Origin of the sequence: Bradyrhizobium sp. AUGA SZCCT0182, from assembly GCF_018130185.1 — a bacterium.
Classification (GTDB): Bacteria; Pseudomonadota; Alphaproteobacteria; order Rhizobiales; family Xanthobacteraceae; genus Bradyrhizobium.
In genome coordinates this window covers 463,828-478,368 of the sequence record NZ_JAFCLY010000001.1, presented here as the reverse complement: position 1 = coordinate 478,368, position 14,541 = coordinate 463,828, and the positions used below count along the sequence as shown (strand labels likewise).

The 14,541-nt window shown below is 63.1% G+C and carries 15 protein-coding genes; 6 read left to right on the top strand and 9 right to left on the bottom strand.

The features are described from left to right. Positions 1-96: 96 nt before the first annotated feature. Both JQ611_RS02235 and JQ611_RS02230 read right to left on the bottom strand, forming a co-directional pair. Entirely contained in the window at positions 97-393 is a 297-nt protein-coding gene (locus JQ611_RS02235) for a hypothetical protein (protein WP_212464388.1), read from the bottom strand. A 2-nt stretch (positions 394-395) separates the two neighbouring features. Beyond that, positions 396-1,790 (bottom strand): OmpA family protein, encoded by a 1,395-nt coding sequence (locus tag JQ611_RS02230; protein ID WP_212267518.1) that lies wholly within the window; start codon positions 1,788-1,790, stop codon positions 396-398. A 328-nt stretch (positions 1,791-2,118) separates the two neighbouring features. Between JQ611_RS02230 and JQ611_RS02225 the strand changes: the two genes are divergently transcribed. Both JQ611_RS02225 and JQ611_RS02220 read left to right on the top strand, forming a co-directional pair. Further along, the gene (locus JQ611_RS02225; protein ID WP_212464387.1) at positions 2,119-3,177 is read left to right on the top strand and encodes a polysaccharide deacetylase family protein; all 1,059 of its coding nucleotides are present in this window, start codon (positions 2,119-2,121) and stop codon (positions 3,175-3,177) included. Between the two features lie 132 nt (positions 3,178-3,309). After that, positions 3,310-4,110, top strand: coding sequence for an SDR family NAD(P)-dependent oxidoreductase (locus tag JQ611_RS02220; protein WP_212464386.1), 801 nt, complete (start codon positions 3,310-3,312; stop codon positions 4,108-4,110). 169 nt (positions 4,111-4,279) lie between these two features. Here the strand turns inward: JQ611_RS02220 and boxB are convergent, their stop codons facing one another. The 5 genes from boxB to JQ611_RS02195 all read right to left on the bottom strand — a co-directional run bounded on the left by boxB (position 4,280) and on the right by JQ611_RS02195 (position 10,689). After that, positions 4,280-5,716 carry a benzoyl-CoA 2,3-epoxidase subunit BoxB gene (gene boxB / locus JQ611_RS02215; protein ID WP_212267569.1) on the bottom strand — a complete coding sequence of 479 codons (1,437 nt, stop codon included), beginning with the start codon at positions 5,714-5,716 and terminating at the stop codon, positions 4,280-4,282. Positions 5,717-5,872: 156 nt separating this feature from the next. Continuing rightward, positions 5,873-7,561 (bottom strand): 2,3-epoxybenzoyl-CoA dihydrolase, encoded by a 1,689-nt coding sequence (gene boxC / locus JQ611_RS02210; RefSeq protein ID WP_212392095.1) that lies wholly within the window; start codon positions 7,559-7,561, stop codon positions 5,873-5,875. Positions 7,562-7,659: 98 nt separating this feature from the next. Further along, on the bottom strand, positions 7,660-8,178 hold the full coding sequence (locus tag JQ611_RS02205) for a DUF309 domain-containing protein (protein ID WP_212464385.1): 519 nt from the start codon (positions 8,176-8,178) through the stop codon (positions 7,660-7,662). 51 nt (positions 8,179-8,229) lie between these two features. Continuing rightward, positions 8,230-9,045 carry an alpha/beta fold hydrolase gene (locus JQ611_RS02200; protein WP_212464384.1) on the bottom strand — a complete coding sequence of 272 codons (816 nt, stop codon included), beginning with the start codon at positions 9,043-9,045 and terminating at the stop codon, positions 8,230-8,232. 99 nt (positions 9,046-9,144) lie between these two features. Then, entirely contained in the window at positions 9,145-10,689 is a 1,545-nt protein-coding gene (locus JQ611_RS02195; protein WP_312011821.1) for a benzoate-CoA ligase family protein, read from the bottom strand. Positions 10,690-10,814: 125 nt separating this feature from the next. Here JQ611_RS02195 and JQ611_RS02190 point away from each other — a divergent pair, with 125 nt between their 5' ends. The 3 genes from JQ611_RS02190 to JQ611_RS02180 all read left to right on the top strand — a co-directional run bounded on the left by JQ611_RS02190 (position 10,815) and on the right by JQ611_RS02180 (position 12,464). Next, positions 10,815-11,711, top strand: a complete 897-nt coding sequence (locus tag JQ611_RS02190) for a helix-turn-helix transcriptional regulator (protein WP_212033461.1) — start codon at positions 10,815-10,817, stop codon at positions 11,709-11,711. Between the two features lie 141 nt (positions 11,712-11,852). After that, positions 11,853-12,212: a PilZ domain-containing protein gene (locus tag JQ611_RS02185; RefSeq protein WP_212392093.1), complete on the top strand. Its 360-nt coding sequence runs from the start codon at positions 11,853-11,855 to the stop codon at positions 12,210-12,212. A gap of 36 nt (positions 12,213-12,248) precedes the next feature. Next, complete coding sequence (locus JQ611_RS02180; protein WP_212392092.1) at positions 12,249-12,464, top strand: hypothetical protein; 216 nt, start codon at positions 12,249-12,251, stop codon at positions 12,462-12,464. An 18-nt stretch (positions 12,465-12,482) separates the two neighbouring features. Here JQ611_RS02180 and JQ611_RS02175 read toward each other — a convergent pair whose 3' ends face one another. Continuing rightward, the gene (locus JQ611_RS02175; RefSeq protein WP_212464383.1) at positions 12,483-12,845 is read right to left on the bottom strand and encodes a hypothetical protein; all 363 of its coding nucleotides are present in this window, start codon (positions 12,843-12,845) and stop codon (positions 12,483-12,485) included. A 344-nt stretch (positions 12,846-13,189) separates the two neighbouring features. Between JQ611_RS02175 and JQ611_RS02170 the strand changes: the two genes are divergently transcribed. Then, positions 13,190-13,708, top strand: coding sequence for a hypothetical protein (locus tag JQ611_RS02170; protein ID WP_212464382.1), 519 nt, complete (start codon positions 13,190-13,192; stop codon positions 13,706-13,708). 42 nt (positions 13,709-13,750) lie between these two features. On the opposite strand, the gene JQ611_RS02165 is transcribed toward JQ611_RS02170, so the two are convergent. Next, positions 13,751-14,536: an IclR family transcriptional regulator C-terminal domain-containing protein gene (locus JQ611_RS02165; RefSeq protein ID WP_212464381.1), complete on the bottom strand. Its 786-nt coding sequence runs from the start codon at positions 14,534-14,536 to the stop codon at positions 13,751-13,753. Between the last annotated feature and the right edge of the window lie 5 nt (positions 14,537-14,541).

Below are 14,541 nucleotides of genomic sequence, written 5' to 3'. Positions count from 1 at the left end.
TGCTGCATTCTGCGCGCCCAAATCGGGCTCCGGCCGGGTCCCTTGGGCAATCCCTTGACCAATCCCTTGGGCTGGAAGGGGTCATGCCGGGGCGTTTCAAGCCGCGGGCGCATTGCGGGAGACCACCCAGTCCCGCAGCCACGACCCCACCGCGCAGCCGCAAAGATAGAGCGCAAACATGATCAGGCCGAGGTCGAGCCAATAGCCAAACCGGCCGGGAACCACGCGCGAAAGCGCGGCCGCGACCAGCACGACCGCCAACGCCGCCAGCCACCGCTTCCAGTTCTTCGATACGCCCTCGCCGTGCTGAACGATGGAAATCCAACCCATCGCCAGCCCAAGCAGCAGCGAGCCCAACAGCCAGCCCCAGAAGAACGTCGTCAGATAGGCCATCCTTACCTCACCACGAAATCGATGCGGCGGTTCTGCGCCTTGCCCTGGTCGGTATCATTGCCGGCGATCGGCTGTGTGCTGCCATAGCCGACCGACGTGAAACGGTTCGCGGGCAGTCCGGCCTTGACCAGGTAATCGGTGACCGCCTGGGCGCGCTTCTCCGAGAGCGCCTGATTGGCGGGTTCCTCGCCGTCGGAATCGGTATGTCCGACGACCTCGATATTGGCGTTCGGGCAGCGCAATGCGGTCTCGATCAGCCGGTCGAGCAGCCCGGCGGAATCCGCCACGATGTCGGCCTTCCCCGATTCGAACCGGATCCTGGCCTTGCCGAGCAGGTCGGTAAACAGCTGCTGGCAGACCGTGGGGTCGACCGGCGCCGCAGTCGGTTTGACCGAGATTTCAGGCTTGAATTGCCAGCCCTGCGGAAACTCCTTGCCAAGTCCGGCTCGGATCTGGGTCGCGGCCGCCTCGTAAAGCGCATCGCCCGACAGTTTCACCTCGCGGTCGCTGACCACGAGCGTCCCGGTCGACAGCCGCGACAGCGCGCCGAGCGCCGGCACGACGGCGGCGGCAAATCCTGATGGCGCGCCGATACTCGCCTTCAGGTTGTCGACGACTTTCTCGCTGAAGAATTTGCGGCCCGCCGCCGCCACCAGTGCCGCATGGGCGTTGTTGTCCGGCACATAGCCGGTCAGCGTCAGCGTCACCGCGACCGGATCCTTGTAGGCCTGGAAGATGTAGGGCGGCGCCTTGACGTCGTTGGCCGCGACCGAATAGCCCTCCGGGAGATTTTTCAGCGCGGCGGCGATGGCTTCCCGGCCGCCAAGTTCACGCGCCATCCCTGACAGCGTGACCTTGTTGTCCGACAGCGTGATCTTTCCGTCCTTCAGTTTAGCGATCTGGTCGAGCAACAGCAGCGCGGCATTGTCGAAGCGCTGCGGCGCTCCGCGCGCCAGATTCATCCGGTCGGAGACTTCGACGCCACCGAGCATCGCGCGCGCGGCTTCCATGAGCTTGCTCTTACTCGAAGGCAGCGGCGAACTGCCGCCCAGCGTCACCCGGACGACGTCGCGTTCAGCCGACCACACGAACGGCTTGGCTTCGGGAACGAGGCGGGTTTCGTCGTTGACCAGCCGCACGCCCGGCACCGCATCCACCGACGCAACCGCGCTCAGCCGGCCCTCTTCCGAGAATGCTTCGGCCGCAAACGTCACGTCGCGGCCCGCAACCGCTATTCGCCTTTTGTCGAGGACGGTATCCTTGAGCGCCGTGGTAGAACGTTGCGCCAGGTCTGCTTCCAGCGGTGCGGTGCTGGTCCAGGCGGCGAGAGCCCAAAGGATGACGAACGGAATCACACCCGGCCACCATTTGCCACTCCACCTGAAAAGTCCGTGCATTCGAGTTCCTAAAGGGCTAGTGCCCCCGTTTCCGAAGTTCGTCCGCTGTCGCGGCACCCTTGATACGAACTTCGGCAACAAGAGGGGCACTAGCAAAACAACAAATTCCGGTGCCGCTTATCGATTTGAAGTCCCTAATCGAATTCGCGGAGCCCGTGTAGGGACTTCAAATCGGCGGCGCCGGGAACAGAGAGAAAACAAACCCTTGCGGGGCTGTCAAACCCGAAATAACACAGAAGCGTCGGGGTGCGGATATTTGCCCAGCTAACCGTTTATTCAACGGTCTGCCGCTAAGTTCGAAACGTAATGAAACAGGCGGCAAGTCCTGATGAAAACGCTCCGCAACACCGTTATCCGCGCCGGACTGGAGGCGCTCTACTTCTCGGGTGCGCACTATCTGCTGCGACCAATCTTCGCAGGTATCGGCGCAATTTTCATGCTGCACCATGTGCGCCCGCGCCGCGACGTGGAATTCCAGCCCAATTATCATCTCGAGGTCGAACCGGAATTCCTGCGCGCGGTGCTCGCGCATCTGCGGTCCCTCAACGTCGACCTGGTTACCATGGACGAGGCGCATGAGCGGCTCTCCCAAGGCAATTTCGCGCGGCGCTTCGCCTGCTTCACCTTTGACGACGGTTATCGCGACAACCGCGATTTCGCGTTGCCCGTGATGCGTGAATTCGACGCACCCATGACAGTCTACGTCACCAGCGATTTCGCCGAAGGCACCGGCCGGTTGTGGTGGGTTGCAATGGAGCTGGCGCTCGCCAAGGCTTCCTCGATCGAGGTGCCGATCGGCGGCGTGGTTACCCGCCTCGATGCCTCGACGCCGGTTGCCAAGCAGCTCGCCTTCGACCGGCTGCACGAGTGGCTGCGTAGCCTGCCGGGCGAGCTCGACGTGCAACGCGAAATCTCCGCGCTATGCACCCGCTATGATGTGGACGAGACCAAGATCGCCCGCGACCTCTGCATGTCCTGGGACGAGTTGAAGGCGTTTGCCGACGAACCGCTCGTGACCATCGGCGCGCATACAATCACGCATTGCAATCTGGCCAAGCAGACCGAGGCGACCGCCAGTTTCGAAATCGCCACCAGCCGGATGCGGATCGAGGCGGCGCTGCAACGCCCGGTGCTGCATCTTGCCTATCCCTATGGCGACAAGATCGCCGCCGGGCAGCGGGAGTTCACACTCGCCAAGGCGGCTGGCTTCAAGACCGCGGTGACGACCCGGCCGGGCATGATCTTCCCGGAAAGCGCCGGTCATTTGACCGCGCTGCAGCGGGTCTCGCTCAACGGAAATTACCAGGACGAGCGCATTATCCCGGTGCTGACCTCCGGCGCCGCCACCGCGATGTGGAACGGCTTCCGCCGCATCGACGCGGCTTAGCTGATTTCGTCGTTCCGGCGAAGGCTCAGATGCGCAATTGCGCATCTGAGCCTTCGCCGGAACGACGGTTGTTTCCTTGACTCGCCCTGCCCCCGCGCTCAAAACCGCTGCCAAGAGCAAAAGGAGGAACGCATGTTCAAGGATCTGTTTTCACTAAAGGGCCGCGTCGCGCTCGTGACGGGTGGATCGCGCGGGATCGGCAAGATGATCGCGGCCGGGTTTCTCGCGCAGGGAGCTGCGAAGGTCTACATCACCGCGCGCAAGGCCGGTCCCTGCGAGGCGACCGCGAAAGAGCTCTCCGCGGCCTATGACGGCGAGTGCATCGCGCTGCCGATCGATATTTCGACGGTCGAAGGTTGCGACAGGCTGGCAGCCGAGATGATCAAGCTCGAGCCGAAGCTCGACATCCTCGTCAACAATGCCGGCGCCGCATGGGGCGCGGAGTTCGACGAGTTTCCGGAGAGCGGCTGGGACAAGGTCATGGACCTCAACGTCAAGTCGCTGTTCTTCCTGACCAAGGCGCTGGCGAAACCGCTGCGCGCGGCGGCCTCGCACGAACGGCCGGCCAAGGTCATCAACATCGCTTCGGTGGATGGCATCTTCGTCAACCCGACGGAGACCTATTCCTACGCCGCGAGCAAGGCCGCGGTGATCCATCTGACACGGCGCATGGCTACCAAACTGGTCAAGGACAATATCAACGTCACCGCGATCGCGCCGGGCGCCTTCAAGTCGGACATGAACAAGGCCGCACGCGATCACGCCGACGACGTCGCCAAGCGCATTCCGGCGAAGCGGATCGGAACCGACGAGGATATGGCGGGAATTGCCATCTACCTCGCCTCGCGCGCCGGCGATTATGTCGTCGGCAACACCATCGCGGTCGACGGCGGCGTGGTCTACGCGAATGCGGGGCTGGAGATCGCGGGGTAGGAGCGGCGTCACCGGTGGTCTGCTCCCTCGCCCCGCTCTTGCGGGGAGAGGGTTGGGGTGAGGGGCTCTCTCCACGAGTTCAGAGCGGAGTGAGACCTGTACCCCCTCACCCGCCGCGCAAGAGCGCGGCGACCTCTCCCCGCAAGCGGGGAGAGGTTAAGCAAGCGGCTCACGTCTCGATTTTCACGTACTCGAAATCGCCGGGCTTGTTGTCGATGCCGACCTTGGGCGGCGAAATCCAGGAGGCGTAGGTGCCGGCTTCCGTAACCGGCGTCATCAGCGAGGCGATGAAGTCGCCATCGTCCGATGACGGCAGCCAATCGTTCTTGCGCGCGTTCCAGGTGGCGGCGTCGATCAACACGCCCTCCGGGGTCGCGTTGATGTCCTTGAACTCGCCGATATGACGATGGAATGCGACGTCCGGCAGCGTCAGCTTGAACTGGTAGCCGGCGAGCGAGATGATCTTGTTCCAGCGCAGCATGCCCTTGGCGCAATCCTGCGTGTAGTCATCGCGCAGGCGCATGTTGAGCGCGGTCAGCGCCGGCTCGTCAACGCGCTTGATCACGCCGTCGATCAGTTTCAGCACCGGATAGGTCGCGTTCTTCAGCTGATGGTCGTCGTCGATCTGGGTTTCCTTGTAGCGGCCCTTGATGCCGGCGTTGAAGGCATTAGCCGCGTTGGTCGAGACTTCCGAGCCGAACAGATCCAGCGACAGCGAGTAATGCAAATGTAGTTTCTTCTGGATGGTCGGCAGATCGATCACGCCGAGCGCGCGGACTTTTGCGATATCGGTGGGATCGGTGATGCCGGCGGCCTTCATCGCCTCGCAGGTGCGCTGCACGACGCGGCTGATGCCGGTCTCGCCGACGAACATGTGATGCGCCTCTTCGGTCAGCATGAAGCGGCAGGTGCGCGACAGCGGATCGAAGCCGGACTGCGCGAGCGAGTGCAGCTGCATCTTGCCGTCGCGGTCGGTGAAGTAGGTGAACATGAAGAACGACAGCCAGTCGGGCGTCGCCTCGTTGAAGGCGCCGAGCATGCGCGGCGAGTCCGCGTCACCGGAGCGGCGGCGCAACAAATCATCGGCCTCTTCGCGACCGTCGCGGCCGAAATACTTTTGCAAGAGATAGACCATCGCCCAGAGATGGCGACCCTCTTCGACATTGACCTGGAACAAATTGCGCAGGTCGTACAGCGAGGGCGCGGTCTTGCCGAGATGGCGCTGCTGTTCGACCGAGGCCGGCTCGGTGTCGCCCTGGATCACGATCAGGCGGCGCAGCGTGGCGCGGTGTTCGCCCGGGACTTCCTGCCAGGCCGGCTTGCCAAAATTCTCGCCGAACGGAATGACGCGATTTTCCTCTTGGGGAGCAAGGAGAATGCCCCAGCGATATTCCGGCATCTTGACGTAATCGAACTTGGCCCAGCCGCGCGGATCGACCGAATAGGCGGTGCGCAGGTACACCAGCGACTGCTGGAAGCCCTCCGGCCCCATGTCGCTCCACCAATCCATATAGCCGGGATGCCAGCCTTCGAGCGCCTTGAGCACCTGGCGATCTTCACTGAGATTCACGTTGTTGGGAATCTTGGTTGAGTAATCGACGTTCATGAAGTTCATCGCGTGCTCCTTGCTCGCTCTCGTGTCCCGGACGCGGTGCGACGCGAAGCGGTGCGCCGCAGAGCCGAGACCATTTCAGTAACGGTCCGTGTGGGTCCCGGTTCTGCGAAGCAGCGCAAGCGCGCTGCATCGCGCCCGGGACACGAATCAAACCCGCGTCATATCGAATTGCGCCTTCTGGCCGGTGCCGTAGCGGCGCAGCGCGCCGTTTTCGCCGACGGCGTTGGGGCGCTGGAAGATCCAGTTCTGCCACGCGGTGAGGCGCGAGAAGATCTTCGATTCCATGGTCTCGGGTCCGACGAAGCGCAAGTTCGCTTCCATGCCGGTAAGGCCGTCGGGCGAGAAGGAGGTGCGTTCCTCCAGGAACACCCGCACCTCGTCGTCCCAGTCGATATCGTCGAGCGCGAAGGTGACGAGGCCGAGTTCTTCGGCCGCCTCGGCATCGAGCGTGGTGCCGATAGTGGCCTCGGCGCGCTCGAGATCGGACGGATCGGCCTGGAAGCGCGACTGCAGCCGCGTCAGGCCATGGCTCATGGGATACGGCCCGAAATTCATCGCGGTCAGTTCGATGGTCGGCGGGGCGCGGTTGTCGCCCTGTTTCTGGCCGATCAGCATGTAGGAGCGGTCGGCGGCGAACACGAGTTCGGCCAGCGTGCCTACGAAGCAGGAGCCGGGCTCGACCAGCGTCACCAGCGTGCGCGAGGTGACGTCGATGCGTTTCAGCACCCGCTTCCAGTATTGCCTGATCTCGTTGACCAGCCAATGCGCCTTGTTGGCATCGAGGAACGCGTCGCAGGCGACGACGCCTGCGCGGTCGCCATGCGACTTGAACAGCAGCATCGCGGTCTCTAGCTCGTTGATGCGCAGGTGCAGGATCGCGTCATCGAGCTCGCGCGCGACCTGCAGCGGCCAGAACGATGCGCCTTGCGCGATCAGGCCGTCGATGTCGGCGGGCGGGGCTTCTTCCGGCGCCTTGATCGAGATGGTGGCGATGCGCTGTGCGCGGTCGATATCGACGCTGACAAAACCATAGCGGATGCCGGCCTCATTGATGGTGCGCTTGAGCGGCGTCAGCGCGAGACCCTTGCCATTGCCGTTGCGCCTGGAGGCGGCGGCGAATTCCTTGGCGCGGTCGGCGACCTTGGCTTCCAGCTTGCTGTTCGGCACGATCTCGTCGACCAGGCGCCATTGCACGGCGCGCTTGCCCTTGATGCCTTCCTCGATGGTGCAGAAATAATCGGCGTGATCGCGGCGCACCTTGCGCTTGTCGACCACGCGCGTCAGACCGCCGGTGCCCGGCAACACCGCGAGCAGCGGCACTTCCGGCAGCGACACCGCGGCTGAGCCGTCGTCGGCAAGCATGATGTGATCGGTCGCCAGCGCCAGCTCATAGCCGCCGCCGGCCGCCGTGCCGTTGACGACGGTAATGAAACGCTGGCCGGAATTCTCGGACGAATCTTCCAGACCGTTGCGGGTCTCGTTGGTGAATTTGCAGAAATTGACCTTGTGGGCGTGGGTGGCGCCCGCCAGCATGCGGATATTGGCGCCGGCGCAGAACACGCGGTTCTTGCCCGAGCGCATCAGCACGACTTTTACTTCCGGATGCTCGAAGCGCAGCCTTTGGACGGCGTCGGCGAGTTCGATGTCGACGCCGAGATCGTAGGAATTGAGTTTTAACTGATAGCCTTCGAACAGGCCGGCATTCTCGTCGACGTCCATGGTCAGCGTCGCGACGTCACCAGCCACATCGAGCTTCCAGTGCCGGTAGCGCGACGGATCAGTCTGGAAATCGATGTATTTTGCACCGCCTGCGAGGACGCGATCTTCGCCAGCCATTGGGCCACCCTGACGCTTTTGTTAGCCTTACCTTACATGCACAATAATGCATGTTTTTGATCAGGTCTAGTCCAAAACGTCGGAACATGCATTTTGTTTCATGTTCGGCTGACAGAGCCAAAGGCCACCCAATCGGACTTGGCAAGCTGCGGCCGCCCTAGTTTGACCTTGACGAGTTCGGCCAGGGCCAAAACCGGAAAACCGTCGGCGAAGCCGTCGCCGCCGGCGTTGCGCATGCCGAGCGCCTTGAGTTCGGCGAGCGCTTCCCCAAGCAACCTTGCTGCGGCGTGCGGCTTCTGCATACGCAGGCGCAAATTCGCGGTCGCGATCTGGATGCAGGCGCGCAGCAGGATTCGCTCGCGGCCGCCTTGCGGTGCGGCTGCCCACACCGCCTCACGGATCTCCTGCGACTCCCAGAAATAGCCGTGGTCGTTGAGCCGCAGCGCATAGCGTAGCGCCGGATGCCGCGCCGGCACATGGCCGCCGAACCGCGACGGCACCAATGCGGTGACCTGCGCCAGCGTTTCGTAGTCGGCGTGGGCTTCGTCAGCCTCGCCCGGCACATAGGCCCATCGCGGCAGCGGAAGATTGCCTGTGGCCAGAGGCGGGGTGGTCATCGGGGCGTGACCCGACGACCAACAGTCCCAAACAGTGCACGGAAAAATAGCTTACGCGGCCCGTCCCTGCGAGCCGTGGACACGCAACACCGCGTTTGCGAATTCCTGGACCGCATCCAGCGTCGCCCCCGGCGCCTCCCGATGCGGCTGGTGTCCCGCCCCCGGAATCACCGTCACATCGACAGGACAGTAGCACTCTTCCTGGGCGATCTCGATCTGGCGCATTGTCCCATACTCGTCGTCCAGACCCTGCAGGATCGCCACGGGCACGCGGATATAGGCGAGGTATTCGGAAATATCCCAGTTGCGGAAGGCCGGATCGAGCCAGGCGCCGTTCCAGCCATGGAAGGCGTTGTCGACATCCTTGTGCCAGCGCGCCAGCTTTGCCTTCAGGTCCGAGGTCTCATAGGCGGTCTTGATCTTGGCGATCGAACTCACCGAGATGTCCTCGACGATGAAATGCGGCGCGATCATCACGACGCCTTCGACGCGGTGATCCTGATGCGCACCCGTATAGATCGCCGCGATCGAGGCGCCGTCGGAATGGCCGACGAGCAGCCCGCGGCGAAAGCCGATCGCATCGAGCAGCTTTGGCAGCACGTCGAGCGCTTCGCTGTGCATGTAGTCGACCGGGCGCGGCAATTTCACCGGCGTCGACGCGCCGTAGCCCGCGCGCGAGTAAGCAAATACACCGGCTCCGGTGGCGGCCTGAAGCTTGTCCGGGAAGTCACCCCACAGGCCGGCCGAGCCGAGGCCTTCATGCAGCATCACGATGGTCGGCGTGTCCTGAGGTGACGGACCGATCATGCGGTATTCGAGATCGGACGCGCCGATGGTGAGGAAGCCTGTGGGGGAGAGAGTTGTCATGATGGTTCCTGCTCAGTCATTCCGGACGGATCGCGAAGCGAGCCGATCCGGAATCTCGAGATTCCGGATTCGTCCTTCGGACGCCCCGGAATGACGGCATCAATTGTGTTCCCGCAGCTTGTAGCGCTGGATCTTTCCGTTCGCTGTCATCGGCAGTGAATCCACCACCTCGATCCAGCGCGGATATTTCCACGGGCCGATCTTCTGCTTGACGTGCTCCTTGAGCGATTCATACAGACCATCGCGGTTGCCATCCGGGCGCAGCACGACGAAGGCCTTCGGCTTCAACAGCCCGTCGGCATCGGCTTCCGGCACGACGGCGGCCTGCAGCACCGCGGGGTGCACGATCAGCGCGCTCTCGACCTCGAACGGCGACACCCAAATGCCGGAGACCTTGAACATGTCGTCGGCCCGGCCGCAGAACGTGTAGCGGCCATCGGCATCGCGAACGTATTTGTCGCCGGTGCGGGTCCAGCGGCCCTCGAAGGTCTGCCGGCTCTTGCTGCGCTGGTTCCAGTAGCCCTCGCCGGCCGACGGCGCATCGACCAGCAACTCGCCGACCTCGCCATCAGGCACATCAGCGCCGGCGTCATTGACCAGCCGCACCTTGTAGCCCGGCACCGGGCGGCCCGCCGAGCCATATTTGATATCGCCCGGCGCATTGGAGAGGAAGATGTGCAGCAGCTCGGTCGATCCGACGCCATCGAGGATGTCGACACCGAAGCGCGCCTTCCAGGCATTGCCGACCGATTCCGGCAACGGTTCGCCGGCGGAGGAGCAGAGCCGCAGCCGCGTGCCGGCACGCGCGTTCTTCGCCGCCTCGTCGTTCAACATCGAGGCGAACAGCGTCGGCGCGCCAAAGAAGAGGGTCGGGTTGTACCCGTTCAAGAGGTCGTACATCCGACCCGGCGTCGGCCGGTCTGCATTCAGCACGGAGCTGGCGCCAACCGCCATCGGGAAGGTCAAGGCATTACCGAGCCCGTAGGCGAAATACAGTTTTGCCGCGGAGAGGCAGACGTCGCCCTCCTGGATGCCGAGCACCTGCGTGGCAAAAGTATCGGCGGTCGCCTGCAGACTGGAATGCACGTGCCGCACACCCTTGGGCATGCCGGTGGAGCCGGAGGAATAGAGCCAGAAGGCCGGCTCCTCGGCATGGGTCGGCACGGTCGCAAACGTATCGCTCTCGCGCGCGAGTTCGTCGGAGAGCTTCTTGTGGCCGTGCGCCTCCTTGCCGGACACGATGACATGCTCGAGGTCCGGCATCCGCCCGACGATGTCTTTCACGACCGGCAGCAGCGCTTCGGACACGAACAGCACCCGCGCGCGGCAATCCGCCAGCACATAGGCATATTGATCCGCCGTCAGCAGCGTGTTGAGCGGCACCGGCACGATGCCGGCGCGGATTGCGCCCAGGAACACGCAGGGAAAATCGACCGTGTCGAGCATGATCATCGCGACGCGCTCTTCGCGGCGGACGCCGAGCCGACGCAGCATGTTGGCGACGCGGCGGCTTTGCCGCTGCAGATCGCCATAGGTGAGTTCGGAGACCGTATCGGTGAAGGCGAGCTTGGCGCCGCGGCCCTCGTCGACATTGCGATCAAGCAGCCAGGTCACCGCATTGTAGGAACCGGACGTGCCGCTCACGACGCTTCTCCCAGATTTTAAGAATTATAATTCATATAAAGACCACCGGGCGCGCTTGCTGTCAATCCTCATCGGCATTATGTTTCCGAACCGCGCCGATTCGCAGTCAGGGCTAACTCAGGGAAATGTCCGAAACCAGCGATCCCGAAACCGGCTTTCTTGAGCAGCTCGGCCAGCGCGTGCGCACCATGCGGGCGTTGCGCGGCATGTCGCGAAAAGTGCTCGCGAAGGTCTCCGGCATTTCCGAACGCTATATCGCCCAGCTCGAAAGCGGCAAGGGCAACGTCTCGATCGTGCTGCTGCGCCGGGTGTCGAACGCGATGGGCGCGCATCTGGAAGATCTCATTCCCTCCACTGAACCTGTGCCCGACTGGGCTGTCATCCGCGACCTCGTGCGCAAGGCGACATCCGCGCAGATCGCGCAGGCCAAGGATGTGCTCGCGGGCGGCAGTACTGCGGCGCATCGCAAGATGTCGTTCTCGGGCATCGCCCTGATCGGCCTGCGTGGCGCCGGCAAATCGACGCTCGGCAAGATGCTGGCGAAGAAGATCGGCTGGAGCTTTGTCGAACTCAACAAGGAGATCGAGGCGCAGAACGGATTGTCCGTCGCCGAGATCATCGCGCTCTACGGCCAGGAAGGCTTTCGGCGCATGGAGCAGGCCGCGCTCGGGCAATTGCTGGCGCGCAAGGAACTGATGGTGCTGGCAACCGGCGGCGGCATCGTCTCCGAACCACTGACGTTCGACCTGATCCTGTCGTCGTTCTACACGATCTGGCTGAAGGCGAAGCCCGAAGAACACATGGCGCGGGTGCGCGGCCAGGGCGACCTGCGGCCGATGGCGGACGATCGCTCCGCGATGGCCGAACTGCGCACCATCCTGGTCAGCCGCGAACCGCTCTACGCCCGCGCGTCGGCCGTGGTGGATACCGCGGGCCTGAACGTCAACGACGCCGCGTCGCGGCTGGTCGATGCGGTGGCGCCAGTGCTGCACGATGAAGCGCGGATGTTCGCGCGGGGCTGAGCGGGCGCAGCGTCTTCGTGCACCGCTCGCGAAAAGAACGCCACCATTAACCACGGCCGCGGTTAACCACCGCAACAGTTCCATGCGGAAACACACCCTCTAATAGTGTTACCAAAGCGTTAAACGCAGGGAATACAGATCATGTCCGAGCGCCGCAAACTGCCGAGAAACCGCGTCTATTACGGCGGAAGGGTCGCCTTCAACGCCCGCTCTTCGACGCTCGCCTGCGTCGTGCGCAACTTCAGCCAGTTCGGTGCCAGGATCGAATTTGAAAATTCGGCCCTCGTGCCCGACGAGGTGGATTTCGAAATCGAACGCAAGGGAATCTCCTGCCTGGCGCGCCTGGTCTGGCGCGATCGTTTCGCCGCGGGCCTGATGTTTTCAGGCGCAAGCGAGGCCGGAGGCGTCGTTGAGCTGAACTGGGCGCGCAAGCTGCGCGCCAGCGAACGGGCGAACCGGCAACTGCGGTCGCGCCTCGATCAGCTGCGATCCGAACACTGATGCGATCCGCTCAGCCACCATGCAGGATGAAATCGCATGAGTACCCTTGAAGACGACGCTTCCATCCGCATCGCCGCGAAGATGCCGAGGAGCCGGCCGCGCCCGCTTCGCGCGATACTGGCGGTGTTGACGGCGCAGTACACGATCGTCGCGATCGTCGTCAGCCTGTCGGTTGCGGGCACGCTTCGCTATCTGGTGACACCGCAGATCGTCGCCAAGTTCGAAATGATCGCCGCCGCGCTCAAGCGCTAGCCGGTTTTAGTTTCCCCATCAGATATCGGCAATCCGGCAGACTTCCTCGTGAAACACGAGGTAGCGCTTCGGCGCGATCAGATGCGGCGTGTTCTCGCGCCACCATGCGGCAGCCTCCGGACTCGCTTTGGCGAGAATGCCGATAGCGGGTGCTGCCGCCACCGCATAGCCGGCGACTCGCTCTGCGCGTCCACGGAGAATGGCTGCCCATTGCGCTGGCCACGACTGCAGTATGGACAGGACGCCGAAGGCCAGCATTTTGCGGTGCGCCGCATAGCGCATGACCGGCAAATCGAGGCCGACCCATTTCTGACGCACCCATAGCGGCGCCTCGCCGGGAGGGACGGCGACAATACGGACAGCCCAATTGGGATTGTTCATTCGATCTCTCGCGGCATCTGCATCAGCTTCGTGCAGGCGGGAGGGGATCGCGTTCATGGCAGATGACGAAAAATGCGGCCTCCGTTCAAGGTGGGTGATGATGAACTCCGCGTATCCACCAACTCTGACCGCGAGCACGGCGCAAGCGGGGCATTTAGGCACGAAAATCCCTGAATTTATGCACAAAACCTGCTCAGCCATCGGCGATAGTGAGCGGGCTACGCAGAATTGAACGGGGCCATTTTCAATGAACAATCGCGCTATTGGCGCTTCTTATGCACACAGCCTCTTGTGGGTCATCTTTCGCGGCGATGGCCGTCGGTGCAAGGAGTATCGCTCACCTTGTGTTCTTCGACATCGTGCACGGTAACCCGCACAGAACCCGGGAAGACGTTCTCTCCATGATGGCCATACAGACGCCCATCCTTGGTATCATTGCCGCGATCGGATCCATCCTCGTATTTGCTTTACCTCAGGCCTTTCAAGCCGCCCTCGTTGCAACCTGGCATCGGATGGTTGGTAGTCGAGCGCGATTTGCAGTGCTTCCGGCGTTGCCGCTTACCGCCATATTGACCTGGTATTACTACGACTATCTGACGCCTTCGGATCTCATTCTGGGTATAAATGCCGGCCCGGACTGGAAGCCGTATCAGCATGGCATTTCGATCACGCGCTACATTGGCGCATTGGCGTTTCAGACTCCCGTTACGCTGTTTGGCTTCCTGCATATGGACGCTGGCTTCCGCGGTACTTCCAAGTGGCCTCTCTTGGGTGCGGCTGCGCTGCTAACGATCACGATTGCCGGTATCTGGGGCTACGTCACAGCTCAGCGACAAATAGAGCTGCTCTCTTCGGGGCAATGACCTTCAAATAGCTTTTCAGGTTGCCCACGAGGTGCGGCATAGTCACAGCAACATCGATCTGACCGACTCCCCGCCCTCTTTCAGCAACGGCAAAAACCGCTCGATCATCTCGGCCGTCGAGACCCGATCAACATGCGCGCCCATGTTGATGGCGCCGACGATCACGTCGTCGTAACGGCGCACCGGGACCGAGATCGAACGGAAATGCGGCTCGGCCTCGCGATCGACCAGCGAATAGCCCTGTTCGCGATCGCCGCGCACGCAAGCAAGCAATCGTTTTGGATCGGTCACCGTGTGTGGCGTCATCGGCTCGCGCCGCATGGCGGCGAGCCGCGCCGTGAGATCGCCATCGTCGAACTGGCCGAGCATGACGCGGCCGACCGAGGTGCAGAACGCCGGCAGGCGGTAGCCGATGTCGAGGCCGGCGGAGAACACCCGCGTCGGACTGCCGCGCGCGATGAAAACGACCTCGTCGCCATCGAGCACCGCCAGCGAGCTTATTTCCTGCGCGGCCAGCGCGATCCGGTCGAGCACCGGTTGCAGCACCGTCACCACCTGGCTCGACTGAAGATAGGAGGCTGCGAGGGTCAGCACGCGCGGCGTCAGCGTGAACAGTTTGCCGTCTGACGTGACGAAGCCGCCGTGCTCGAGCGTGAACAGGATGCGGCGGGCGGTGGCGCGCGGCAGATCGGCGGCGCGCGCCAGATCGCTCAACGTCGCCGGGGCCCCGATCGTGCCGAACACCTGGAGCAGGCGGATGCCGCGGTCGAGGCTCTCGACGAAATCGGTGGCGCGCTCTTCGCCCTCGGCGCGTTTCAGCTTTGGCATTGGCC